The 25,346-nt window shown below is 58.9% G+C and carries 23 protein-coding genes; 17 read left to right on the plus strand and 6 right to left on the minus strand.

Going from position 1 to position 25,346, the window contains the following annotated elements; translation table 11 throughout:
- Nucleotides 1–59 precede the first annotated feature (59 nt).
- Both ACCD02_RS15030 and ACCD02_RS15035 read left to right on the plus strand, forming a co-directional pair.
- Nucleotides 60–926: a hypothetical protein gene (locus ACCD02_RS15030; RefSeq protein ID WP_413303082.1), complete on the plus strand. Its 867-nt coding sequence runs from the start codon at nucleotides 60–62 to the stop codon at nucleotides 924–926.
- Entirely contained in the window at nucleotides 923–1,645 is a 723-nt protein-coding gene (locus ACCD02_RS15035) for a TylF/MycF/NovP-related O-methyltransferase (protein ID WP_413303085.1), read from the plus strand. The genes ACCD02_RS15030 and ACCD02_RS15035 overlap by 4 nt, the downstream gene beginning before the upstream one ends.
- A gap of 132 nt (nucleotides 1,646–1,777) precedes the next feature.
- Here the strand turns inward: ACCD02_RS15035 and ACCD02_RS15040 are convergent, their stop codons facing one another.
- Entirely contained in the window at nucleotides 1,778–5,329 is a 3,552-nt protein-coding gene (locus ACCD02_RS15040) for a glycosyltransferase (protein ID WP_413303087.1), read from the minus strand.
- Nucleotides 5,330–5,688: 359 nt separating this feature from the next.
- Between ACCD02_RS15040 and ACCD02_RS15045 the strand changes: the two genes are divergently transcribed.
- Both ACCD02_RS15045 and ACCD02_RS15050 read left to right on the plus strand, forming a co-directional pair.
- Nucleotides 5,689–6,930, plus strand: a complete 1,242-nt coding sequence (locus ACCD02_RS15045) for a glutamine synthetase family protein (protein WP_413303422.1) — start codon at nucleotides 5,689–5,691, stop codon at nucleotides 6,928–6,930.
- 53 nt (nucleotides 6,931–6,983) lie between these two features.
- Complete coding sequence (locus ACCD02_RS15050) at nucleotides 6,984–8,309, plus strand: MFS transporter (protein ID WP_413303089.1); 1,326 nt, start codon at nucleotides 6,984–6,986, stop codon at nucleotides 8,307–8,309.
- A gap of 77 nt (nucleotides 8,310–8,386) precedes the next feature.
- On the opposite strand, the gene ACCD02_RS15055 is transcribed toward ACCD02_RS15050, so the two are convergent.
- The 4 genes from ACCD02_RS15055 to flgA all read right to left on the minus strand — a co-directional run bounded on the left by ACCD02_RS15055 (nucleotide 8,387) and on the right by flgA (nucleotide 10,968).
- Nucleotides 8,387–9,133 carry a flagellar brake protein gene (locus ACCD02_RS15055; RefSeq protein ID WP_413303091.1) on the minus strand — a complete coding sequence of 249 codons (747 nt, stop codon included), beginning with the start codon at nucleotides 9,131–9,133 and terminating at the stop codon, nucleotides 8,387–8,389.
- A gap of 82 nt (nucleotides 9,134–9,215) precedes the next feature.
- Nucleotides 9,216–9,680, minus strand: coding sequence for a flagella synthesis protein FlgN (locus ACCD02_RS15060; protein WP_413303094.1), 465 nt, complete (start codon nucleotides 9,678–9,680; stop codon nucleotides 9,216–9,218).
- A gap of 50 nt (nucleotides 9,681–9,730) precedes the next feature.
- Nucleotides 9,731–10,051: a flagellar biosynthesis anti-sigma factor FlgM gene (gene flgM / locus ACCD02_RS15065; protein WP_259105762.1), complete on the minus strand. Its 321-nt coding sequence runs from the start codon at nucleotides 10,049–10,051 to the stop codon at nucleotides 9,731–9,733.
- A 158-nt stretch (nucleotides 10,052–10,209) separates the two neighbouring features.
- Nucleotides 10,210–10,968, minus strand: a complete 759-nt coding sequence (gene flgA, locus ACCD02_RS15070) for a flagellar basal body P-ring formation chaperone FlgA (RefSeq protein WP_413303096.1) — start codon at nucleotides 10,966–10,968, stop codon at nucleotides 10,210–10,212.
- 80 nt (nucleotides 10,969–11,048) lie between these two features.
- On the opposite strand from flgA, the gene ACCD02_RS15075 reads away from it, so the two are divergent.
- The 7 genes from ACCD02_RS15075 to ACCD02_RS15105 all read left to right on the plus strand — a co-directional run bounded on the left by ACCD02_RS15075 (nucleotide 11,049) and on the right by ACCD02_RS15105 (nucleotide 18,002).
- Nucleotides 11,049–11,981 carry a chemotaxis protein CheV gene (locus ACCD02_RS15075; RefSeq protein WP_413303099.1) on the plus strand — a complete coding sequence of 311 codons (933 nt, stop codon included), beginning with the start codon at nucleotides 11,049–11,051 and terminating at the stop codon, nucleotides 11,979–11,981.
- A 44-nt stretch (nucleotides 11,982–12,025) separates the two neighbouring features.
- Nucleotides 12,026–12,853, plus strand: a complete 828-nt coding sequence (gene cheR / locus ACCD02_RS15080; RefSeq protein WP_413303101.1) for a protein-glutamate O-methyltransferase CheR — start codon at nucleotides 12,026–12,028, stop codon at nucleotides 12,851–12,853.
- A 387-nt stretch (nucleotides 12,854–13,240) separates the two neighbouring features.
- Nucleotides 13,241–13,651, plus strand: coding sequence for a flagellar basal body rod protein FlgB (gene flgB, locus ACCD02_RS15085; RefSeq protein ID WP_259105523.1), 411 nt, complete (start codon nucleotides 13,241–13,243; stop codon nucleotides 13,649–13,651).
- 3 nt (nucleotides 13,652–13,654) lie between these two features.
- Nucleotides 13,655–14,098: a flagellar basal body rod protein FlgC gene (gene flgC / locus ACCD02_RS15090; protein WP_259105521.1), complete on the plus strand. Its 444-nt coding sequence runs from the start codon at nucleotides 13,655–13,657 to the stop codon at nucleotides 14,096–14,098.
- Nucleotides 14,099–14,113: 15 nt separating this feature from the next.
- Entirely contained in the window at nucleotides 14,114–14,803 is a 690-nt protein-coding gene (locus ACCD02_RS15095; protein WP_413303103.1) for a flagellar hook assembly protein FlgD, read from the plus strand.
- Nucleotides 14,804–14,831: 28 nt separating this feature from the next.
- Nucleotides 14,832–16,172 carry a flagellar hook protein FlgE gene (gene flgE / locus ACCD02_RS15100; protein WP_413303106.1) on the plus strand — a complete coding sequence of 447 codons (1,341 nt, stop codon included), beginning with the start codon at nucleotides 14,832–14,834 and terminating at the stop codon, nucleotides 16,170–16,172.
- A 375-nt stretch (nucleotides 16,173–16,547) separates the two neighbouring features.
- The gene (locus ACCD02_RS15105) at nucleotides 16,548–18,002 is read left to right on the plus strand and encodes a flagellar hook-basal body complex protein (protein WP_413303108.1); all 1,455 of its coding nucleotides are present in this window, start codon (nucleotides 16,548–16,550) and stop codon (nucleotides 18,000–18,002) included.
- Between the two features lie 73 nt (nucleotides 18,003–18,075).
- Here the strand turns inward: ACCD02_RS15105 and ACCD02_RS15110 are convergent, their stop codons facing one another.
- A complete protein-coding gene (locus tag ACCD02_RS15110; protein ID WP_413303109.1) occupies nucleotides 18,076–18,252 on the minus strand; it encodes a hypothetical protein in 177 nt (58 codons plus the stop codon).
- Nucleotides 18,253–18,493: 241 nt separating this feature from the next.
- On the opposite strand from ACCD02_RS15110, the gene ACCD02_RS15115 reads away from it, so the two are divergent.
- From ACCD02_RS15115 to flgK, 6 genes are all read left to right on the plus strand, one after another.
- The gene (locus ACCD02_RS15115) at nucleotides 18,494–19,231 is read left to right on the plus strand and encodes a flagellar basal body rod protein FlgF (protein WP_413303111.1); all 738 of its coding nucleotides are present in this window, start codon (nucleotides 18,494–18,496) and stop codon (nucleotides 19,229–19,231) included.
- Nucleotides 19,232–19,278: 47 nt separating this feature from the next.
- The gene (gene flgG, locus ACCD02_RS15120; protein ID WP_413303113.1) at nucleotides 19,279–20,067 is read left to right on the plus strand and encodes a flagellar basal-body rod protein FlgG; all 789 of its coding nucleotides are present in this window, start codon (nucleotides 19,279–19,281) and stop codon (nucleotides 20,065–20,067) included.
- Nucleotides 20,068–20,170: 103 nt separating this feature from the next.
- Entirely contained in the window at nucleotides 20,171–20,884 is a 714-nt protein-coding gene (gene flgH / locus ACCD02_RS15125; RefSeq protein ID WP_413303115.1) for a flagellar basal body L-ring protein FlgH, read from the plus strand.
- A gap of 13 nt (nucleotides 20,885–20,897) precedes the next feature.
- Nucleotides 20,898–22,007 (plus strand): flagellar basal body P-ring protein FlgI, encoded by a 1,110-nt coding sequence (locus ACCD02_RS15130; protein WP_413303117.1) that lies wholly within the window; start codon nucleotides 20,898–20,900, stop codon nucleotides 22,005–22,007.
- Between the two features lie 10 nt (nucleotides 22,008–22,017).
- The gene (flgJ, locus tag ACCD02_RS15135; protein WP_413303120.1) at nucleotides 22,018–23,259 is read left to right on the plus strand and encodes a flagellar assembly peptidoglycan hydrolase FlgJ; all 1,242 of its coding nucleotides are present in this window, start codon (nucleotides 22,018–22,020) and stop codon (nucleotides 23,257–23,259) included.
- A 10-nt stretch (nucleotides 23,260–23,269) separates the two neighbouring features.
- Nucleotides 23,270–25,339, plus strand: a complete 2,070-nt coding sequence (flgK, locus tag ACCD02_RS15140) for a flagellar hook-associated protein FlgK (protein WP_413303123.1) — start codon at nucleotides 23,270–23,272, stop codon at nucleotides 25,337–25,339.
- Nucleotides 25,340–25,346: the final 7 nt, after the last annotated feature.

Below are 25,346 nucleotides of genomic sequence, written 5' to 3' on the forward strand. Positions count from 1 at the left end.
CTTCAGTTTTTCCCCGGGCCGCCGATGATTACCCAGGATCGGCCTTAAGGAGCAAAACCGTGAATCTGTACATCAACCAACTAAACAAGAAGGCTGATTTCAAGGAGCGCGTCTACGCCGGGGATATTTTCCTCGATACAGCCCTTCAGGCTCCGGCCGAACTGTGCGCTTTCGCCCGCCAGAGCATTACCGCAGCGTTCGACGGCGAGGCCGACCACAAGGCCTTGCACACTAAAATGCCGGTCACCGAGTTCATCCGCTTGGTTACCCGGCTCAAGGGGCAGTTCACCAATTGCCAGGACGTCAAGGAGATGATCCGGCGCTTTGCCCTGGAAATCGGTATCGACCCCAATGAATACTTGTTCGATGTACCGCGCCTGCGCGTAGTGCCCAACTACGAATACCTGCACGCGGGCGTCAGTTACGCCTACAAGCCGCACCGGGATACCTGGTACGGCAGCGCCCAGTCGCAGATTAATACCTGGATGCCGGTCTACACCATCGAGCCCGGACAGACCATGATGATCAACGCCGGTTACTTTGCCACGCCGGTGAAGAATTCGTCTGTGGACTGGAGCCTGAACGACTGGATCAACGTGCAGCGTCCTCTGGCTGGCAGCAATGTCACCGAAGAAGTCCGGGTTCATCCGCTGCCGCTGGAAGAGATTTCCACCGCTTCGGAGCTGCGCATTGCCGGCAATGCCGGTGAGATGCTGACCTTCTCCGGGGCACACCTGCATGGCACCGTAGCCAATCACACCAACGAAACCCGTTTCAGTATCGATTTCCGTTTATTGCACATCGCTGATCTGTTGAGCGGGCGCGGTGCGGTCAACGTCGACAGCGGTGTCAAGGATTCCGAGGCCGGTTACAAGGACCTCTTTCACCTCCACGATTTTTCGTCATTCCAGGGAGTCAACCAATGACCAAGCGCCGCCTTACCGGGCCTGAGGCCGAGTACAACGAAAAACGCGCCAATGTGCTCAAGCGCGTGGATTCCCAATACGTCGCCGACGCACCGTTCGTGTTTGCCAACCGTATTGCGGTCACGGCTGCGTTGTCGCGTATCGAGCTGTTCAAGATGGTCCAGGACATTCCTGGCGCGATCATCGAGTGCGGTGTGTACAAGGGCAACTCGCTGATGCTCTACATGCAACTGTCGATGATCCTCGAGCCCTATGCGATTAATCGCTCGATCATCGGCTTCGACACCTTCTCCGGCTTTGCCAGTATCGACGCGCAAGAAGACCCGAGCGATATTAACGAAACCATGTTCTCCGACACCGACGAGTCGCTGATCCAGGACATGATCGATGCCAACGACCTGGTGCGTCCGGTCAACCGTATCCCGCGTTGCGAGATCATCAAGGGCGACATCATGGAGACTGTCCCGGCGTTCCCGAAAACCCGCCCGGACCTGGTAGTGGCGATGCTGATCCTCGACACTGACCTGTATTCGTCGACCAAGGTCGCGCTGGAAACCTTCCTGCCGTACATGCCCAAGGGCGCCATCGTGGTGCTGGACGAAGTGGCCTATCGTAACTTCCCCGGTGAAACCAGCGCCTTGCGCGAAGTGCTGGACCTGAACAAGGTCGAGCTCAAGCGCCTGCCGTTTGATTCGTGCGTGGGTTATTTCCGCATCTGACGCGAAACATTTGTAGATGCGGTTCATGTGGGACCGGCTTTAGCCGGGAAGACGAAGGCAGGAGCGATACATATCTCCACCTGTCACATTGCCTTCCCGGCTAAAGCCGGTCCCGCAAATCCGCAGCCTTGTCTACCGCACCAGCCACGCTTCTCCCCACGCCAGCAGATGAGCCTGTTGCCAGGTCCAGTCCCTGAGCACCTGCCTGCGTAACTGCTGTCCCAGATTGATTGCGCCTTGCGGATCGTTGATATGGGCGGCGATGGCCGACAGCCATTCATCGCTGCCATTCCTGACTCGGGTTACCGGTAAGTCGCCGTCGTGGCAGCGCGCATCGCTGCAGACCACGGGAATGCCTGCCGCGCCGAAGTGCAACAGGGCCAGGTTGCTCTTGCAGTCGCTGTACAGATTCTGCACGGCCGGGGCCAGGCCCAGGTCAAGATTGAGGCTGGCGAGCAGGCCCGGCAGGCTGTGGGATTCGTTGTCATCGTGGACTTCGCACAGCAGTTCGCGCAGAGCGGGCGGGTAGTTGCCGATCATGATCCAGTCCACCTCATCAGCCAGGGCCTGCATGGTCGGTAACAATTCCTGCAAGTCTTCAATCTGACAGGATCTGCCCAGCAAACCGATGCGCGGTCTGGCATTGGCCGTGCGCGCAGTGATGGCCGGGAAGTTGTTGCTATCCAGACGGTGTTCAATGACTCGCACATCGCTATGCAGGCCCCGGGCGATTTGCGCCAGGGCCTGGGTAGGCACGATGACACGGTCGACATGGCGCACGATGGCGTGGAGCAGTTCGAAGGCCGCCTCATAACGATTGTCCGGGTCGTGGCCGACCGCGGCGAGTTCGATCGGCAGCTCGCCCAGTTCCAGGATAATCAGGGCGCCACAGTAGCGCCGGGCCTGTTCCATGGCGTCGAGCAGCGGCTGATCAAGGCGGCACTGGAACACCAGTACATCCGGCTTGTAGCGCTCCATATCGATAACCGACAGCGTGCGGGTGCTGATCGAGCCATCGATAAGGCCAGCGTCGCGCAACTGCAGGAAGGGTGCAATCAGGCCGTAGCTGGCAATTTCTTCCGAGCCGCCGGGATGCACGAGGGTGACCGGCAACGGCCGCCACGGCATGGGTTGCCAGGTCTGGCTCAGGCTTTCCAGTTCGATGGATGTGATGTGGGTTGCCAGGTTGCGATTGATCGCCGGGTCATTAGCCAGCACTGGCAGCCACTTGCGGTACATGGCCGCCTGCTCGGCCTCGAAGCGCCGACGCTTTTCCTTGCCTTTATCGGTGTCCATGCTCACTTGGCTGATGCTGCCCTCGTGGATCAGCACCGAGTGCGGCGTCCATACGTGCAGATAGCCCAGGGCGCCGATATTCATGCACAGGTCGACATCGTTGTAGGAAACCGTGAAGTCCTGCTCGTTGAGGCCGCCGACCTCTTCGTAGATCGAGCGACGGATCATCATGCAGGCCGCCGTGACCGCACTGTAATTGTTATCCACCTGGGCGCGCTGCATATAGCCCGCCGTGTACATGCTGTCGCCGACGAAAATATGCGTGGCCGGACCGCTGTACCCCAGCAGGACACCGGCGTGTTGCAGGCGACCACTGGTAAACAGCAATTTGGCGCCGACGGTGCCGACCTCCGGGCGCAGGGCATGGTTGAGCAACTCGTCCAGCCAGTGACCGTGGACTACTGCGGTATCGTTGTTGAGCAGAACCAGATATTCGCCGCGGGCCTGGCGCGCAGCCATGTTATTGATCGCGGAATAGTTGAACGGCAGCGGGTAACGCAGGATGCGCACCTTGTCATCGTTGAGTGCATCAATACTGGCGAACCACTCAAGCGCCTCCGGGGTTTCGCTGTTGTTGTCGACGATCAACAGCTCGTAGTGGGGGTACAGGGTCTTTTCCAGCAGGCTGTCGACGCAGCGCCTGAGCATCGGCAGCTGGTCCTTGGTCGGCACGATGATTGACACCAGCGGCCGGGCTTTATGGCCGTACTGCACGTGATAGCGGCGCGCCACGCTGTGCAGCACCTGGGCGTCGGGGTAGCCACGTACCTGCAGATGGCGTTGCAGGGCGCGCAGCTCATGGGGGTTGTCGTCCGGCACCGGAGTGCTCCGCACCAGCAGCGGCTCGCTGACATGCTCGATGTCTTTCAGACCGTCGCGCTCGATCAGGCGCAGGATCAGGTCGAATTCCGCAGCCCCGGAATAGGTTGGGTCGAAGCCGTCGAGCTGTAACAGTTCATCACGACGGAAGAACCAGTGCCCGGCCATGATCAGCGGGAAGCTGAGCAGGTAGTCCAGGTTCAGGTCCGGACGCATGGCCGAACTCATCTGGCCCAGTTGATCGCGATACATTTCATCGGCGAACAGGGCGCGACAGTGCAGCGAGGTCGCCAGTCTGATCGCCACGGCAGCGAGCCCGAACGGAGTGAAGCGGGTGCCCGCCTCGGTGAACATCACCCAGTCGAAGGCGAAGCGATCAATCACCTGGTTCATCAGCGAAGCGCGGTCGCTACTGTTGTGCTGGTGCAGGGTCAGGCTGCCGGTGAATGATGTGGCTGGCAGCACATGGCGAGGCGAGACCACCACGACTTCCAGGGCCGGCAATTGAGGGCTGAGACCTTCCAGGCTGGCCAGGGTGTGATCCAGTGCATGATTGCTGCCGGAGTCATCGAACACGACGATCAGCAGGGCCTGATGGTTCTGGGGAGCCGCCAGGTAGTCTTCGATCAGCGGCAGCTGGGTCGCATTGGGCAGGCGCCCGTTCTGCCAGTTCTCGACCTGTTCAGGGCTTAGGATCAACTCGGGCTGCCAGGAACTGACGAGCAGGTTGTAGTGCCGCACGGTCTGCGCAGCGCTGAGGGTTACGCCCTTGACCAGATGGTTGATCAGCAGTGGTGCGCTCAGCCCGGCTTCGCGCATCAGGCGCTGAAACTGGATGTGTTCCTCGGTATGCAGGCCCGGCACGGCGGGCAGGGGGGCATCGGCATGAGCTGGAATCAGGCGACTGGTCACCATGGGCTCGCTGAGCATGATCAGGTGGCCTTTGCGCAGCAAGTTGGTGAACAACAGCAGTTCGCCGATGGCAGGCAGCGATTCACCATTAAGGCTGAAAGCAGTTTTGCCCAGTGCGAGGAAGGTGTTGCGGCGAAACAGTACGCTGCCCAGTTCGCCGATGAAGTTGCAGGCATGTTCAGCTAAAAAGGCCAGGGTATCGCTGCTGTCGAGCATGGCGTCCTGAATGAACAGCGGGTTCTCTACGGTCAGGGTTTCGACGGGGCGGCCCAGAGTGTCTATCCACTGGCGTCGCGAAGTGACCAGGCTGGCGCTGTCATGTTGCTGCAGAGCGCCCAGCATGCGCTCGACGCACGTCGGAGCGAGCAGGGCGCTGTCCTGCAGAACTTTGATATACGGCCCTTGTGCCTGCGCGATGGCCAGGCCGAGGCTGGCTGTCTCACCCAGCGCGACAGCGTTACGCAGATAGCGGATGGGCAGGGTGGTCGTCGGGCGCAGGCGCTCGACAATATCCTCTACAGCGCTATGGGTACTGTCATCGCAGATCACGATCTCGCAGTCAGAGTGGGTCTGCGCCAAGGCGCTGGCCAGGGTCTGTTCAAGGAAATCGGCGCGTAACGCAGGGATGACAATACTGACCAGTCGGGTGGAGTCCATGCATACATCCAGAAAATTCGAGAAAAAGCAGCGATAGCCGCCACTAAACCGGCGGTTGATCTGCGGATGTTGCAGAAGCAATAACTCGGCCAGATGAGCGGTTATCGGCCGAAACAGCAATCATCTGTAATAGCTTTTCTCAAGCCGATGGCAGGGTGGAGAATATCCATTAGTCGTGCTTGAAATTTCGAACGCCTGCTGCGTATTTTGTACACCTTGCCGCCGGGCGGCCTGTCTTACTTTCAAGGATCTGCGTCATGACCAGCGATGGCCACAATTCTCTTGCTCAATGCCTGACTGGTGTTGCAGAAATTGAATGCGTTACCCCTGATTTGAATGGCGTGCCAAGGGGCAAGGTCATGACCGCCGAAGGCTTTCTTGAGGGGCGACGTCTGCAGCTGGCGCGCGGAGTCCTGTTGCAGTGCATCATGGGCGGGTATCCACCGTCGCGGTTCTACGGCAGCGACGACGGCGACGTCGCCATGGTCCCTGACCCCCGGCATATCCATCGTCTGCCCTGGAGCGAGCCGCCTCGCGCCCTGGCCATTTGCGACGCCGAGGAACTCGGTGGCGGCGGCTCGCCGCTGTCGACCCGCACCCTGTTGAAGAATGTCATTGCCCGTTATGGCGCGCGCGGCCTGGCGCCGGTGGTGGCTACGGAACTGGAGTTTTTCGTCTTCGCACCCAATCCCGACCCGCGCCAGCCTTTCCAGCCGCCCCTGGGTCTGGACGGGCGCCGCGAGGACGGTCATTCGGCGTTCAGTATCAGCTCGAACAACGGTCTGCGCCCGTTCTTTCAGGAGGTCTATGCCTGTATGGCGGCGCTGGGCCTGTCCCGCGACACGTTCATGCATGAGATGGGCGTCAGCCAGTTCGAGATCAATCTGCTGCATGGCGACCCATTGCTGCTGGCAGACCAGACCTTCCTGTTCAAGCATCTGCTCAAAGAGGTGGCGCTCAAACATGGCCTGACCGTGGTGTGCATGGCCAAACCGCTGGCGCACACGCCGGGCAGTTCGATGCATATCCACCAGAGCGTGGTCGATTCGACCAGCGGGCGCAATGTGTTCAGCGCCGCAGACGGCTCGCCGACGGCGCTGTTCCATCAGTTCATTGCCGGGCAGCAGGCGTGTCTGGCACAGTTCACGGCGTTGTTTGCCCCGAACGTCAATTCCTACCAGCGCCTTTGCCATCCGTTTGCATCGCCGAACAACGCCTGCTGGTCGTACGATAACCGCTCAGCGGGCCTAAGGATCCCGGCCAGTGCGCCGATAGCCCGGCGTGTCGAAAATCGCCTGCCCGGCGCTGACGCCAACCCTTACCTGGCCATCGCTGCCAGCCTGGCGGCGGGCCTGCATGGCATCGAGCAGGCGCTTGCACCGACGCCGCCGATTCAGGGCGATTTCACTGTGCCGGATGAATTGTCGCTGCCATGTACCTTGCACGACGCTCTGGAGCGTCTGAAGCGCAGTCAATTGGCTCGAGAATTGTTCGGCGCCGAGTTTGTCGAAGGCTACATTGCTTCTAAAGTCTTGGAACTGACCAGTTTCTTTGACGAAATTACCCCCTGGGAACGCCGCGTGCTGGCTGCCCAGGCTTAAAAACCCGTTGTTTGGAGGCCACTCAGCAGAGGGCCTCTTTTATTGGAAAGTCCATGCGTCAAATCTGGAAGTCCTTTCGCGCGCTGTATTTCGCCTCGCTGATGATGTTGATCGGCTCGGGTTTGTTGAGTACCTACCTGGCCCTGCGCCTGGCGGCCGATCACGTTGATGGACTGTGGGTCGGTGGCTTGATGGCGGCCAACTATTTCGGCCTGGTGCTGGGCGGCAAGATCGGCCACCGCCTGATCGGCCGGGTCGGGCATATCCGCGCCTACGCGACCTGCGCCGGTATTGTCAGTGCTGCGGTGCTTGGTCACGGCCTGATCGACTGGCTGCCGGCGTGGCTGTTCCTGCGCCTTATCGTCGGCCTCGGAATGATGTGCCAGTACATGGTGATCGAGAGCTGGCTCAATGAGCAGGCCGACGCCAAGCAACGCGGTACGGTGTTCAGCGGCTATATGATCGCGTCGTACCTGGGGTTGGTGCTGGGCCAGTTGATCCTGGTGGTCCATCCGCATCTGGGGCTTGAATTGCTGATGCTGGTCGCCCTGTGTTTCGCCCTGTGCCTGGTGCCGGTGGCCATGACCCGCAGCATTCACCCTGCGCCCATGCATCCGGCACCACTGGAACCGCGCTTCTTCATGAAGCGGGTGCCGCAATCCCTGACGACGGTACTGTGCGCCGGCTCGATGCTCGGTTCGTTCTACGGCCTGGCGCCGCTGTATGCGCAGCAACAGGGCCTGTCCACCGAAGAGATTGGCTGGTTCATGGGCTGCTGCATTCTTGCCGGGCTGTTGGTGCAGGGGCCGTTGGGGCGACTGTCGGACCGTTACGACCGGGCCAAGCTGATCCGTGGCTTTGCCGGGGTGCTGTTCGTCGCGGTGTTACCGCTGGCAATTATCCCGCATTTGCCGCTGGAGGTGATGTTTGTCCTGGGCTTTACCGCCTCGTTGCTGCTGTTCGGCCTTTATCCACTGGCGGTGGCGTTCTCCAACGACCATATCGAAGGCGAACGCCGGGTTTCCCTCACCGCCATGCTGCTGATGACTTACGGCATTGGTGCCAGTGTCGGCCCCTTGCTCACCGGCGTGCTGATGAAGTCGTTCGGCAGCAATATGCTGTATGCCTTCGATGCGTTCGTGGCATTGATGCTGGTCTGGCGAATCCGTCCGAAGGCGGTCACCAACCTGCATCAGGTCGAGGATGCGCCGCTGCATCATGTGGCCATGCCGGACAGCATGTGTGCCTCGCCGCTGGTGGTGGCGCTTGACCCGCGGGTGGATGAGAAGGTGGTGCAGGATCAGATGCAGACCGCTGCCGAGCCGGTTGTCGAGCCGGAGGTTGCGGAGCCTGTGGTCGAGACCGAGAAAGCGGTCTGATCGCTGTTGCCAGGTGCATCCGGGACGCATAAAAAAGGGGCTGCCATATGGCAGCCCCTTTTTTGTCAATGCGTGAATCAGAAATCGTCGTCTTTATCGAAGCGACGTGCCTCACGCTGCAACTGATACACGAAACGCTCGACCTGACGCTGCACCAGCCCGCTCATGTTGTGGAAGCGTACACCGGCGAAGGTGGTGTTGAAGCGCTCTTCGAAGTGCAGGTAGCGCAGTTCGACCGGAGCGGTCATATTGCCGAATGGCAGTTTCGCCAGGAAGCGCTCGTAGACCTGACCCAATTGCATGCTTTCCGAGAGATCACCATCGAAACGCAGCTTGGCGCCGGTTGCCGAGATGTCCAGGAGCTTGCCGGCCAGCGGCTTCTTGAGCTTGTCGCCATCCATCTGGATATTGACCAGTTGAGCCAGCTTCAAGGCCGCTCGAAAGGCGTTACGACGCTGGTGGTAAACGATTTCTTCGGGGAGCGAGCCGCGATAGAAGCGCTGGCTGTCGCTGTCGACTATTTCCAACTGTTCGCTGCATTCCCAGGCAATGCGCACGCCATCGTGGAAGCCTTCGACCTTGAAGGGCTCACCGGCTGCCAGGTAGCGCTCGCCATCACGGGGAATCATTTCATCGAGCGCAAGCACATCGCTGTCGCGGTCGACCTCAATGACATAGCTTTGAAAGCGCTGAGAACGCTCATGAAAAGTAATGATCAGTGGATCATGACTTTCGAGTAGCTGCCGCAGGTTAGCGGCAATTTCCAAAGGAGTGGTAAGAACCTTTGGGGGCTGCGGAGCATCTTCCGCGCTTGAGCCATTCACTTTTTTCCATCTCCAGGCAAAATACGACAGCAACGCAATAGCAGGCATTTTGCCAGTATGCACGGCGCCTTGATACAGGAAGTTACGCCTGGCTGAGCGGGCGTGGTTTCGATCTGCCAGCAGTCGACCCACGGCTGTCATACAGCGTAGGTGTTTCGCCGGTCAGAATCCTGAGTTGATGGGCAGTGCTGATTTGTTGCAGCTGGATCAGATTGCCGTTGTTCTCGTTGGCTACCTGGCATTGAGCGAGCAGGTCGCTAAGCTCATCGCCTGCGGCAATCAATTGCTCACCGATGGATGACTGGGCGGCGAGTGCGACCAGGCCATTGCGGTTCGGGGGCAGGCCAAGGCTGGCCAATAATTGGCTGCGCTTGCGACCATGCTGGTCGAGGACAATCACCAGCGCCTGTTTCTGGGCCAGGATATTTTCCATTTCGAACATATCGCGGCCATGCAGGACCAGTGTTTCAGCCTGGAGCAGGCCCAGCAGTTGCTGTGCCGGGACGATATCGTCAGTGATCAGTTGAAGCAAAGTAGTGTCTTGCATCGCATGCTCTGGTTTTTAAGCGTCCATAATTCCAGCGCAAGCTTTTCGGGCTATTGCTGAGCTTCGAAATTGAGCAGCTTGCTGGCGACGCGATTGCTGTCGACTTTATAGCTGCCGTCGGCGATGGCCTGCTTCAACTCAGCCACACGGCTGCTGTTGACGGTGGGCAGATCGCGCAGGGTGTCGGTAACCTTCTGCAATTTTTGGGCCTCGCTGCTGAAGTGAACGGATTCACCACTGCCGCTGACCTGTTCACTCGATGCGCTGCCTGTTGCCTGCGTATCGGTCTTGCCGGTTTCTTTGCCGCTGCTGGTGCGTGTGGTGCCTCCAACGGATGGAGCATTATTCAGACGACTGAAGTCGATGACCATGATGAAAACCTCTGGGTAATTGGACGCTTGCCATGTTTTCGACCAACCCAGAAAAAACTTTAGGCTAGATGCGAAATCCGTTTCAAATGGACCGCGCATGGCCGGATCAGGTTCCCAGTCTAGGAAAAACGTGGGTTGTGCGCCAGTCTCCGAGTGATTTACATGGCGACTTCCACTTGCCCGGGGCCAGTGACGCTGGCTTTTATCACCCTCTGCGAGTTGAGGTTTTTGACCCGAATCTGTTCGTTGAAACCGCCGTCGGACAAGGCTTCCCCCGGCATGCGCACGGACAGGCTGCCGCTGCGGGCGGTAATCACCACCTGGTCGCCCTTGTGTACCATCTCCGGCTGTTCGACGAAGTTGGGCGCCAATACCTGATCGACAACCGTTGGTCGGAGCAATTTCTGCCCGACTGCCTGGTCCAGCGAAGACAGGAAGCCCTGGCCCAACTGGCCGATATCCCGTTCGCGGATGGCGACGTCTTCTTCGCTGATGATTGCCAGGCGATTGAGCGGCCGTACGGTGACCACGACATTGCGAAAAAGATGGACTTGTGCAGGCACGAAGACCGTCCAGGGGCCGGCCCCCTCGCAACGCACTCTTACAGTGACGCGCCCCACGGGTTTCGGGCTTTCCAGCGTAGCTGTCAAATCCTTGTCGCACCCGGGCATGCGCAGGCGCGGGTCGAGGTTCTTGACTTCGATCTGATAGCGCCCATCAATTTGATTGGTCGCCAAATAGTCTTCCACTGTGAACTCAAGAAACCCCTGCGTGACGCCGATAAGCTGTTCAGGCAAGGTGGCAGTGTCTGTCTGGCCTTGGCTGTCGAGGCTGAACAGGCACAAGGCCACGCTGACGCAAAATAAGCGGCATTTTTCAAAAGTGCTGTGTCGGGAAATTGTCGTTTTCGCGTTCATGACGTATAAAAAGCAAGGCTCGTGCCGCTTGCCCTGTTTGGCGCATCGGTGGTTGGTCGCTTTGGATGAAGGAGTGCGGCATGGCGGGTGTATTGGATTCGGTGAACCAGCGCACTCAGCTGGTGGGGCAGAATCGCCTTGAGCTGCTGTTGTTCCGTCTGGACGGCAAGCAGTTGTATGGGATTAACGTGTTCAAGGTGAAGGAGGTGCTGCAATGCCCCAAACTTACCATCATGCCTAAATCCAGTCGGGTAGTGCGGGGAGTCGCGAATATTCGCGGGGGGACGATTCCGATTCTCGACCTGGCGATGGCAACCGGCTTGCCGGGGCAGACTCAGCTCGACAATGCGTTTGTCATCATTACCGAGTACAACACCAAGGTTCAGGGTTTTCTGGTGCATTCGGTAGAACGCATCGTCAACATGAACTGGGAAGAGATTCATCCACCTCCCAAGGGCACTGGCCGCGATCACTACCTCACGGCAGTGACCCGGGTCGATAACCAGTTGGTGGAAATCATCGACGTCGAGAAGATCCTGGCTGAAGTGGCGCCCATGTCGGAGTCCATTTCCGTCGGTGTGATCGACGCCGAAACGCAACACAAGGCCATTTCCCTGCGGGTCCTGACGGTCGATGATTCGTCGGTGGCGCGCAAGCAGGTCAGCCGTTGCCTGGAAACCGTCGGTGTCGAAGTCACGGCGCTGAATGACGGGCGCCAGGCCCTGGATTACCTGAAACAGATGGTGGCCGAGGGGAAAAAACCGGAAGAAGAATTCCTGATGATGATCTCCGACATTGAAATGCCGGAGATGGATGGCTATACCCTCACTGCGGAGATTCGAAATGATCCCCGCATGCAAAAGCTACATATCATCCTGCATACTTCTCTGTCTGGCGTTTTCAACCAGGCGATGGTCAAGAAGGTTGGTGCTGATGACTTTCTGGCCAAGTTCCGGCCCGACGACCTTGCGGCAAGGGTCATTGACCGGATCAAGGCGGCAGATATCAGCTAGGAGCGTCGCTCCTGGTGGTTCATATGATTTGAGAGGCGGCATCTTTGTCTACGGCTAATTTGGATTTCGAACAGTTCCGGGGTTTCCTGGAAAAAGCCTGTGGCATCTTGCTCGGTGAAAACAAGCAGTACCTGGTCTCCAGCCGTCTCAACAAGCTGATGGAGCAGCAGGGTATCAAGTCCTTGGGCGAGTTGGTCCAGCGTATCCAGACCCAGCCGCGCAGTGGTTTGCGCGAGCAGGTAGTGGATGCGATGACAACCAACGAAACCCTGTGGTTTCGTGATACCTATCCGTTTGAGGTGCTCAAGAACAAGGTGCTTCCCGAGATGATCAAGGCAAGCCCCGGCCAGCGCTTGCGCATCTGGTCGGCTGCATGTTCCTCGGGGCAGGAGCCGTACTCCCTGTCGATGTCGATCGATGAGTTCGAGCGCAGCAATCCCAGTGCGCTCAGGTCTGGCGCGCAGATTATTGCCACGGACCTGTCCAGTACCATGCTCACCAACTGCAAGGCGGGTGAGTACGACAGTCTGGCAATCGCTCGCGGTCTGTCGCCGGAGCGACTGCAGCGCTACTTCGACGTCAAGTCGCCGGGGCGCTGGGTGATCAAGGCTCCGATCAAGAGTCGCGTCGAATTCCGCTCGTTCAACCTGCTGGATAGCTACGCCAGCCTGGGCAAGTTCGATATCGTCTTTTGCCGCAACGTGCTGATCTATTTTTCGGCCGAAGTGAAGAAAGACATTCTGATGCGTATTCACAGCACCCTGAAACCGGGAGGCTACCTGTTTCTCGGGGCATCGGAAGCCCTGAATGGTTTGCCGACTCATTATCAGATGGTGCAATGCAGCCCCGGTATCATCTACCAGGCCAAGTGATGCTGGTGGATGTACAGAAAAGAGACCTCAGGGTCTCTTTTTTTGTGGGTGACTGTAATCAGGTGCGGCGCCGATTGTAGGAGCTGCCGAAGGCTGCGATTGGGTCTGTCTGACACATCGCTTTCGCAGCCTTCGGCAGCTCCGACAAGAAACCTGTTCCAATTCATTTCGGCTTTGACCGTGAAATAACCGGCAAAGCCTCTGGCAGAAAAACGACGCCACCCTTGCCGCTTTGCCGTTGTCAGGCGGAAATCACTTGCCGCTTTTCTGGCATTGCCACCCGCCTGCGTAGGAAAAATCCTTTGAATACAGGCCCGAAGCGGTTTGGCACGTTGATTGCTATATCTCTGGTACGTCAATCAGGTCAGCCGGCAAAGGTTTCCCGACATGAGCATCAACTTCGATAAAGCACTGGGTATCCACGAGAAGGCATTGAGCTTCCGTGCGCAGCGCGCAGAGGTGTTGGCCAACAACATCACCAACGCTGACACACCGAACTACAAGGCCCGCGACCTGGATTTCTCCTCGGTGCTGGCCGCCCAGAGCGAAAAGAGCCAGAACGGTACTTTCTCCCTGGCCACCACTAACAGTCGTCACATCGAAGCGGAAAACGTCGACAGCGAAGGTGATGGCACCTTGCTGTACCGTACGCCGTCACAGCCGTCCCTGGACCAGAACACCGTTGACGCCCAGGTTGAGCAGGCCAACTACGCACAGAACTCTGTCGGGTTCCAGGCCAGCTTCACCTTGCTCAACAGCAAATTCAAAGGGCTGGTAGCAGCCCTGCGCGGGGAGTAATTCATGTCTCTAGCCAATGTTTTCAATATCGCCGGCAGCGGCATGAGTGCCCAGACCACGCGTCTGAACACCACTGCCAGTAACATCGCCAACGCCGAGACCGTGTCTTCGAGCATGGATACGACCTACCGTGCCCGGCACCCGGTGTTCGCCACCGTGTTCCAGCAGAGCCAGAGCGCCGGCGGCACCTCGCTGTTCCAGGACCAGGGTGAAGCGGGGCAGGGCGTATCGGTTTCCGGCATCGTCGAAGACCCATCGAACCTGGAAGCACGTTACGAGCCCAACCATCCCGCAGCGGACAAGAACGGCTACGTGTACTACCCGAACGTCAACGTGGTTCAGGAGATGGCCGACATGATTTCCGCCAGCCGCTCGTTCCAGACCAACGCGGACATTATGAATACCGCCAAGACAATGATGCAGAAAGTACTGACTCTGGGTCAGTAACAAGGGGCGCAATAGATGAGTACCGTTAATAACGATGTAGCGGCAAACCCGTTTCTGCAGTCCTTGCAGAACCCGACGCCGACTGTCCCCAACTCAAGCAGTTCCACCTTGGGCAAGGATGCGTTCCTGCAGCTGCTCACTACCCAGTTGCGTAACCAGGATCCGTTGAGCCCTCAGGACAACACCGCGTTCGTGTCCCAGTTGGCGCAGTTCAGCAGCCTGGAAAGCATGCAGAACCTGACTTCTTCCGTGGACTCGATCTCGAGCAGCTATCAGTCGTCCCAGGCCTTGCAGGCTTCTTCCCTGGTTGGCCGTTCGGTGATCGTCGATGCTGGCGCGACCTATGTCGATACCAGCAAGGAAATGGCCGGTTCGGTGGTCATTCCGGATACCACTACTGCGACCACCATCAAAGTCAGTGACTCGACGGGCACCCTGGTCGACACCATCGACCTGGGGCCGCAGAAGGCGGGTACCACCTCGTTTACGTGGGATGGCAAAGACAGCTCCGGCAATACCCTGGCAGCCGGCAACTACAGCTTCGTGGCCAACGGCACGATCAAGGGTGCGGGCACGGGTCTGGTGACCTACCTGCCGGCAACCGTCAACAGCGTTACCACTGCGACCAACGGCGGCAGCATGACGCTCAACCTGGCGGGCGGCACCAGCATTGCCCTGTCCCAAGTCCAAACCATCGGAATTTAGAGCCGGCTCGACGGCAGAGGAGTGATACATGTCTTACAACATCGGTCTTAGCGGGCTCTACGCAGCAAACAAGGCTCTGGACGTTACCGGCAACAACATTGCCAACGTTGCGACCACCGGCTTCAAGGCATCCCGTGTCGAGTTCGCCGACCAGTACGCGCAATCCATTCGTGGTACTTCCGGTAATACCAACGTCGGCAGTGGCGTGACTGTTGCGGCCGTCGCCCAGCAGTTCACCCAGGGTTCCCTGACCACTGGCACCGCCAACAGCCTCGACCTGGCCATCCAGGGCAACGGTTTCTTCATGCTGAGCAACAACGGCGAGAAGTTGTATACCCGTTCCGGTGCTTTCCATACTGACAAAGACGGCTATGTCGTCAACAGTGCTGGCAATAACCTGCAAGGCTACAACGTCGACGCCAACGGCAACGTGGTGGTCGGTGCGCTGACCAACCTGCGTGTCGACTCGTCGAACCAGGCGCCACAAACCACTACCCAGATCACCAACAAGTCCAACCTGAACTCGACGGAAGCGCTTCCAGAGATCGCCACGTTCGATCCGACGGTGACCAAGAGCTACAACACCAAGTACAGCACTCCGATCTATGACACCCAGGGTAATGCCCACACCCTGGATCAGTACTTCGTGAAAACCGGCACCAACACCTGGGATATGTACTCTCTGGTCGATGGTCGCAGCATTAATGACCCGACTACGACTCCGCCGGTACCTGATAAAAATACGCTGACGTTCGACTCCTCGGGCAACCTGATCACGTCGGGTACCGGCAAGCCGACCGACTCCGCCAACCTCAAGCTCAATACCGATGGCACCTTCCAGCTGACTGGCTGGAAACCGGGTGTGCAGCAGGGTACCGGCACCACGGCTACCTGGGTTTTGAACGGGGCTGACTCCAATGGCACGACCGGCATCAAGCTGGATATGATTGCCACCAGCCAGACCGCTTCGAAAACCGGCTTGATCAGCCAGAGCCAGGATGGTTATGCCACTGGCCAGATCAGTAACATGAGCGTCGATCAGACCGGCAACCTGTTCGCCACTTACACCAACGGTCAGTCCAAGGTGATCGGCCAGGTATCCCTGACCAACTTCGCCAACGTTCAGGGCCTGTCACCGGCCGGCGGTACCAACTGGCGTGAAACCTACGCTTCCGGTGTGCCGGTCAGCGGTGCACCGCAGAGCGGTACTTTGGGTTATGTTCAGGGGCAGGCGCTGGAAGATTCCAACGTCGACCTGACCAGCGAACTGGTCAACCTGATCAAGGCGCAGAGCAACTATCAGGCGAACGCGAAAACCATTTCGACTGAAAGCACTGTCATGCAGACCACTATCCAGATGGTTGGCTAAGTGTAAGCGTAGAACTGCTGAAAAAGCCCCTTTGCGAAGGGGCTTTTTTTTGTCCGAAATCTGACGTTTTTGAAGTGTTTGATAAGTGTTTTATAAAATAAGATTTTATAGATATATCCCACTCTATATATAGAAAATTCCTACTTTCAATGCTGCGAGAATAAAAGTCGCCCTCTCTTTGGCAGGGCTTGAGTTGATACTTGGAACTCGGGCTTGCAGGGGGTAATTAAATGATCGCATCAATGGAAGCGCCGTGTGATACGGCTCAGGAGTGTTCATGTCATTCAATATTCCCTTGGCAGGATTACAGGCTGCGCAAAAGCGCATGCAAGTGGCCGGTAGTACTTTGTCAAAACCGACGATAACCGCTGGTTGATGCATACGTTGATTGACGGTCGCAACCCGGCGGATTTTCAGCGGATTACGCCGTTGACCGCGACCATTACCCGTGACCCGGACGGCAGTCTTTCCCTGCTCGGTGATGGCAAGCGTCTGGGTACTCGTTTCAAGCAAGAATTGCATCTAGAGGGGTGGCAGCCTGCCGCCCAGGCCAATGGCGGTTGGGCGGCTGCCGCGACTCCGGTGGTGGACACCCTTGCTATGCCGTTGGTCGAGGGGGATGTAAGCGGGATGGATCTGCGTGATGAAATCCATAGCGGTGCTCCGGTCTTTGATCCGGCCAATCCGGCCTCATACAGTCGGATGCTCAGCAGCAAGGTCACCGATGGCGAAGGTACCGAGCATGAGCTGCAAAACTACTTCACTCGCATCGCGTCCGGGCAATGGACCATGCGTACCCTGATCGATGGTCGCAATCCTGTTGATCCGACTTCCAGTGAGCCGGTGATGGTCACCATCAGTCACGACGCCGGCCATCAGATGCTTTTGGCCGGAGATATCGCCCATGTCAAGAAAACCACGGCCCGGGAATTCACCGTGGAGAGCTGGAGGCCGGCCATGCAGGTCAATAATTCCTGGGTCGCCAGCCCGGCGCCGGGGGATTCAGTGATCCCTCTGGAGTTGAGCGACGGCGCCCTCCTTGGCATTGATGATGGGGATCCGGTCATTTCCCGTATGGTCCGTACTTTCAGTACGGCCGACACCAACTCGTACAACGAAACTTTTTCCAGCGATATCTACGACGGCCAGGGCAACAGGCATCAGCTCAGCCATTACTTTGTCAAGGATGGCGCCAACAGCTGGACGCTGCACCTGCTGATTAACGGGCGTAATCCCCTTGATCCGGGGCGTACGGATCCTTTGACGGCAAGCATCATGTTCGACAGCGACGGGTCGCTGCGCACGCTCTTCGCCAGCGACGGCATGATGGTGCAGAACACAAAGCTGGCGCTCGATGGCTGGATTCCGGCCAGGGTGGATAATCCGGGAGCCCTCAACCAGAAATGGGTGCCCAACGGGGCCCAGGCCAGTCCTGACGGGCTGACCATCGATCTGACCCGGCTGACTCAATACAACAACAAGAACAATCGTTCATCGCCACAGATAGATGGCTACGCTGCGGGAAGTATCAGCGGCATAAAAGTTGACGGTGATGGCATGTTGCGCGCGGCGTTCAGCAATGGCCTGTATCGCAACGTCGGGCAAGTGATGCTGGCCAGCTTTGCCAACATGCAAGGTTTGCAACCGCTGGACGGTACACGCTGGCGCGAGACCTATGCCTCCGGCGCTGCCAGCTATGACACCCCCAAGTCCGGGACGCTGGGCGGGAGCAAGCAGGTTGGGAGTCACTTTGTGGGAGCGAATTTATTCGCGAAGGCGGGATTCCAGGCAGTGAGTATCCAGCGCATGTGCCGGTCCTTTCGCGAATGAATTCGCTTGCACAGAGTTCGGCTGATTCAGTGGGTTGAGTGTTGTTTCATCGGTGCCGACTTGCCGGGGCCGTCTAGACCGAACAATCCGACTTGACGAATGCCCCGTGCAAGCGTGTCCAGCCCGGGCCGGGGCTGCTCTGGGCGCAGACAATCCGGTTGTCGCCCTGCCATCGGTAGTAGTAGGCAGGCGCGGCAGCGGCGGTGCCCAAGGCAAGGCTAAAGGCGAGAAGGGTGATAAGGCGAGACATTGGCGTTCCTGAAAGCGGTTATCTGCCATGAGTCCCTGCAAGGATTGGTCCGGCATCGCCATGCAGTTTTTTTGGCGCTCTTGGGCCCAAGGTTTGCCCGTCGTTTTTTCGTAGGGCGGCGCAGCCCCGTCAATGCTGGGGATCAACGCTTTTGTATCAAGCTTGATAAGTTGGTTCAAATATTGCTTTGCCCTATATAGAACAGCTACAGGCGGCAAGCGTCTGTCGGAGGAGGACTACTGTGGACAAGTTGATTTACGTGGCGATGAGCGGGGCGTCTGAAAACGCCGTTGCGCAAAAGGCCCATGCCAACAACCTGGCAAACGTCTCGACTAACGGCTTCATGCGCGACCTGGAACAGGCTCGCTCGATGCCGGTTTTCGGCGAGGTCAATCCGTCGCGCGCCTATGCCATGAGTGAACGTCCCGGTACCGACTTCTCCGGCGGTGCCATGGTCCAGACCGGTCGGGAGCTTGATGTTGCCGTCAAGGGCGATGGCTGGATTGCCGTGCAGACACCGGACGGCAAAGAAGCTTATACCCGCTCCGCCGGCATGAATATCGATGGCCTCGGGGTGTTGCGGGCTGGCAATGGTTTGCCGGTCTTGGGCAATGGCGGGCCGATTGCCGTGCCGCCCCAGCAGCAGATCGAGATCGGTGCCGACGGTACGATCAGTGTCCGCTCCCTGGGTGAGAGCCCGCAGGTCATGGCCCAGATCGACCGCCTCAAGCTGGTCAATCCCGATATCAAGAATATGGAAAAAGGTCCCGATGGCCTGATGCACACCAAGGATGGCACGGCGCCAGCCGTCGATGCCAATGTGCAGGTCGAGTCCGGCTTTCTTCAGGCGAGCAACGTTAACGCCGTCGAAGAAATGACCGCAGTGATGACCTTGTCCAAGAATTTCGAATTGTCCGTCAAGATGATGAAAACCGCCGAAGACAACGATCAATCTATGGCGCGCGTCTTGCAGAGCTAAACCATTGACAGTCGGCGTCGATAATCAGGCGCCTGAGGAGAGACAGAATGCTTCCAGCACTTTACGTTGCCAAAACCGGTCTGGCCGCTCAGGACACCAACCTGACGACCATTTCCAACAACCTGGCCAACGTGTCCACCACCGGTTTCAAAAGTGATCGCGCCGAGTTCCAGGACTTGCTGTACCAGATCAAGCGTCAGCCAGGCGCCCAGTCGACTCAGGACAGCGAACTGCCGTCCGGTCTGCAACTGGGTACCGGTGTGCGCATCGTCGGCACGCAGAAAAACTTCACTGCCGGCAGCCTGCAAACCACCAACAACCCGCTGGACCTGGCCGTCAATGGCCGTGGTTTCTTCCAGATTCGTCAACCTGACGGCACTATTGCCTACAGCCGCGACGGCACATTCCACCTGGACAGCAACGGCCAGATCGTCACCGCCAATGGTTATGCCCTGGAACCGGCGATTGTCGTGCCGCAGAACTCCCAGACCTTTACCGTAGGTCAGGATGGCACCGTGTCGATCACGACCGCTGCCAACCCGGCAACGCCACAGATCATCGGCAATATTCAGACCGCTGACTTCATCAACCCGGCCGGCCTGCAGGCCAACGGTGGCAACCTGTTCCTGGAAACCGCTTCCAGCGGCGCGCCGCAGGTCGGTACTCCGGGCCTGAACGGTCTGGGCACGACGCTGCAGAACACCCTGGAAAACTCCAACGTCAGCACCGTTGAAGAGTTGGTCAACATGATCACCACTCAGCGTGCCTACGAGATGAACTCCAAGGTGATCTCCACTGCGGACCAGATGCTGCAAAACATTACGCAAAACCTGTAACGACCTGACAGCCCGGCTCTTCGTCAAGGCGCTGGGGCTGTCGCTACAACTGATCACACACGGCGCCCGTCGGGCGTCTGCTACACCGCGAGGTTCGAGTGTCATGAAACGGCGTCCTGTTGTACGGCTTTCCCTGTTGGTGGCTCCTCTTTGTGGAATCGCTCTGCTCGCAGGATGCGTTGCGCCTGATCCAAAGCCAAATGACCCGTTTTACTCGCCGGTGTTGCCCCGCACGCCATTGCCAGCGGCCGCGAACAACGGTTCGATCTATCAGGCCGGTTTCGAACAGAACCTCTATGGCGACCGCAAGGCGTACCGGGTCGGTGACATCATCACCATCACCCTGTCCGAGAATACGGCTGCAAGCAAGGCTGCGAGTAACGGCCTGACCAAGAACAGCAGCAACAGCATTGGCTTGACCTCGCTGTTCGGCACCAGCGCAACCACCAATAATCCTTTGGGGGGTGGTGATCTGAGTCTGGGTGTCGGTTACAACGGCGCACGGACCACCAAGGGTGATGGCAAGGCCGCGCAGAGCAACAGCCTGACCGGTTCGGTTACCGTGACGGTGGCCGATGTGATGCCCAACGGCATTCTGGCCGTGCGTGGTGAGAAGTGGATGACGCTCAATACCGGGGCGGAGCTGGTGCGTATTGCCGGGCTGATCCGCGCTGATGACATCGCCACCGACAACACCGTTTCGTCGACTCGCGTCGCCGATGCGCGCATTACGTATTCAGGTACTGGGTCGTTTGCCGATTCCAGCCAGCCGGGGTGGTTCGATCGGTTCTTCCTCAGCCCGTTGTTCCCTTTCTGATAGCGGGATAAACATGATCAAGCTCAAGCAACTGATAGCGGCGGCCTTGCTGTTGTCCACAGCCTTCGGCGTTCACGCCGAACGGCTCAAGGACATCGCCAGCATCTCCGGCGTGCGGACCAACCAACTGATCGGCTACGGTCTGGTGGTCGGCCTCAATGGCACCGGTGACCAGACCACCCAGACGCCGTTTACGCTGCAGACCTTCAATAACATGCTGGCGCAGTTCGGTATCAAGGTGCCTGCCGGTTCCGGTACCGTGCAGCTGAAGAACGTCGCGGCCGTAGCTGTCTATGCCGATCTGCCTCCGTTCGCCAAGCCTGGGCAGATGGTCGACATCACCGTGTCGTCCATCGGTAACTCGAAAAGCCTGCGCGGCGGCAGCCTGTTGATGACGCCGATGAAGGGTGTCGACGGCAACGTCTACGCCATCGCCCAGGGCAACCTGGTGGTAGGCGGCTTCGATGCCGAGGGTCGTGACGGCTCCAAGATCACCGTCAACGTACCGTCGTCGGGTCGCATTCCCGGCGGTGCGTCGGTGGAACGTGCCGTACCCAGCGGGTTCAATCAGGGCAACAGCCTGACCCTTAACCTCAATCGCTTCGACTTCACCACGGCCAAGCGCATCGTAGACAAGATCAACGATATGCTCGGCCCTGGCGTTGCCCAGGCGTTGGACGGCGGTTCGGTGCGCGTCACTGCGCCTCTGGATCCGGGGCAGCGCGTCGACTATCTGTCGATCCTGGAAAACCTGGAGGTCGATCCGGGCCAGACGGCGGCCAAGGTCATCATCAACTCCCGTACCGGCACCATCGTGATCGGTCAGAACGTCAAGGTTTCGCCGGCCGCCGTTACCCACGGCAGCCTGACCGTGACCATTACCGAAGATCCGATTGTCAGCCAGCCGGGCGCCTTGTCCGGTGGTCAGACTGCGGTCGTGCCGCGCTCGAAGATCAATGCTCAGCAGGAACTGCACCCGATGTTCAAGTTCGGTCCTGGCACAACCCTGGATGAGATCGTCCGTGCGGTAAACCAGGTGGGCGCAGCGCCCGGCGACCTGATGGCGATCCTCGAAGCCCTCAAGCAGGCCGGCGCTTTGCAAGCCGACCTGATCGTGATCTGAGGACGCGTCCATGGATATGCCCAAGACCAGCGTGACTTCCCCTGTCGATTCGGGGGCGTACACCGACCTCAATCGCCTGGCGGCGCTGAAGAACGGCGACCGGGACAGCGAAGGCAATCTGAAGAAGGTTGCCCAGGAATTCGAGTCACTGTTCGTCAGCCAGATGCTCAAGGCCATGCGTTCAGCCAACGAAGTACTGGCCAAGGACAATCCGCTGAATACCTCGGAGTCGCGCCAGTATCAGGAAATGTACGACCAGCAACTTGCTGTGACCCTGTCGACACGGGGTAACGGTATCGGCCTGCAAGACGTGCTGATGCGCCAGTTGTCCAAGAACAAGGGCGCACAGCCAGCGCCGGCCGCGCCGAGCGATGCCGCAGGCGAAGCCCAGGCGGTGGCGCCGAAGACCGGCCTGGCCACCGGCATCTATCAGCGTCCGTTGTGGGCCACACGTTCTTCGGCGGCGGATCAGGCCGCTGCGGCGTCCGGTGTACCGCGCAACGATGTTGCCGCGCTCAACGCGCGTCGTCTGTCGCTGCCGAGTTCGCTGACCGATCGTCTGCTGGCCGGTATCGTGCCGAGCACCGGCGAAATCGTCGATCAGGCGTCCCGCGCCAATATTCAGGCAAACCGTATCAATCCACCGCGCCGCAACAACGGCGACTGGACGTCGGACCCGACCCTGGCCGGCACCGACAAGCGCTACGAGCGCACCATTGCCCAGCCGCCCCTGGCACCAGCCAAGAGCGCGTTCAGCAATCACGACGAATTCGTGGCCACCATGCTGCCCCTGGCCAAGGACGCCGCAGCGCGGATTGGCGTCGACCCGACGGTACTGGTTGCCCAGGCGGCGCTGGAAACCGGCTGGGGCAAATCGATCATGCGTGCCCAGGATGGCAGCAGCAGTCACAACCTGTTCGGCATCAAGGCTCAGGGCAGCTGGCAAGGCCCTGAGGCGCGGGCCATTACCAGCGAATTCCGCGACGGCAAGATGGTCAAAGAAACAGCGGACTTCCGCTCGTATACCACCTATGCCGACAGCTTCCATGACCTGGTCAGCCTGTTGCAAAACAACAATCGCTATCAAGGTGTGGTGAAAGCGGCCGATAACCCAGAACAGTTTGTAAAAGAGTTGCAGAAGGCTGGCTACGCGACCGATCCGGACTACGCCAGCAAGATTTCGCAAATTGCCAAGCAGATGAAGAGTTACCAGAACTACGCAGCAGCACCGGGCTCTTCCACGACTTTATAAGGCTTGAATCATGTCACTGATTTCAATTGGGCTCTCAGGGCTGACTGCCAGTAGTGCGGCGATCAACACCATCGGTAACAACACGGCCAACGTGGATACCGCGGGTTACTCGCGTCAGCAGGTGATGACGACTGCCTCTGCGCAGCAGAACATCGGCATCGGTATCGGCTATATCGGTACCGGCACCACGCTGTCTGATGTGCGACGCATCTACAACAGCTACCTGGACAGCCAATTGCAATCGACTACGGCCCTGGGCGCCGACGCCACGGCGTACTCGGCCCAGGCCAGCAAGACCGATAGCCTGTTGTCCGATACCAGTACCGGTATCGCCAACACCCTGGCGACCTTCTTCAGCCAGATGCAGGCGGTCGGGACGTCGGCCACCGATAGCAATGCGCGTTCGCAGTTCCTGACCACTTCACAGGCCCTGACCGCGCGCTTGAATTCCATGTCCTCGCAATTGAGCGATCAGAATTCGACCATCAACACCCAGTTGACCGATCAGGTTAACCAGATCAACTCCATTGCCGCTTCCATTGCCAGCCTGAACAAGCAGATCACTGCGTCCTCGGCTGGAGGCACCAACCCCAACAGCCTGCTCGATGCGCGCAACGAGGCGGTACGTTCGCTCAACGAACTGGTTGGCGCCAAGGTCGTTGAAAACAACGGCAACTACGACGTCTATGTCGGCAATGGTCAGTCCCTGGTCAGTGGCACCACATCCTTTCAGATGAGCACCGGCCCCAGTTCCGACGATCCGACCCAGTTCGCTGTGAAGATCAGCTATGGTGCCGGTAACACCACGGACGTCACGTCGGTGGTCAGTGGCGGCAGCATGGGCGGCCTGTTGCGCTATCGCAGTGACGTGCTGACCCCGGCCGTCAACCAGTTGGGCCAGGTGGCCCTGGCGCTGTCCGACACGGTCAATAGCCAGCTGCAGCAGGGTATCGATGCCAACGGTGACTTCGGCACCGCCCTGTTCAAGAGCATCAACGATCCGAGCATGACCAGCCAGCGCAGCATCGGCAAGGTCGGTAACACCGCGGGTTCCAGCAACCTGGATGTGAAGATCAGCGACACCAGCAAGCTGACCGCCAGTGACTACTCGGTGACCTTCTCCGACTCCGATAACTACACCGTGCGTTCGTTGCCCAACGGCGCGCTGGTCGGCACCGGCAAGATCAGCGATAACCCGCCCAAGTCTTTCGACGGCTTCCAGCTCGCCCTGCAGACGCCGACGGCGACCCCTTTGCAGGCTGGCGATACCTTCAAGGTGACGCCGACCCGTAATGCAGCGGGCGGTATCACCACGACCATGACCGACCCCAAGGACATCGCGGCCGCAGCCCCGCTGAGCGGTACGGCCAGCGGTGCCAACAAGGGCAACGCCGGTTTCACCCAGCCGGTGCTCAATACGCAGTCCAATATCTACAACGCTACCGCCACTACCGACCTGCAGAGCGCGCTGAAGGGTGCGACGCCGATGCGCGTAGTGTTCGGTGCGGTAGCAGCCGACGGTACCCAGGCCTACAGCCTGCTCGACGCCAAGGGCAACGCGGTGATGAACAATGCCACGCCAGCGGTGGCCATTACCGGCACCATCGTTCCGGGGCAGAGCAATACCCTGACTTTCGACCTGGGTTACACCGACTCGGCCAGTGCCAAGCAGACCCTGTCCATCAGCACCACGGTGACCGGTTCGCCGTCCGCCAATGACAGTTTCAGCATCGGCCTGACCGCTGCCGGCTCGGCCGACAACCGTAACTCCACCGCTGTTCTGGCGTTGCAAACCAAATCCACGGTCAACATCGGCGCGGCCGGCACGGGCAACAGCATGTCCGGTGCCTATGGTGCCTTGGTGTCCAGTACCGGTTCCAAGGCTGCCCAGGGCAAGAGCGATGTCACGGCGACTACTGCCGTGGTTGCCAGTGCCAAGGCCGCGCGTGATGGCGTGTCTGGCGTGTCCCTCGATGAAGAAGCGGCCAACCTGGTCAAGTACCAGCAGTACTACACCGCCTCGTCGCAGATCATCAAGGCCGCACAAACCATTTTCAGCACGCTGATCAACAGCCTGTAAGGAGTCG

This window comes from Pseudomonas sp. Pseusp88, from assembly GCF_047303955.1.
Lineage (GTDB): Bacteria > Pseudomonadota > Gammaproteobacteria > Pseudomonadales > Pseudomonadaceae > Aquipseudomonas.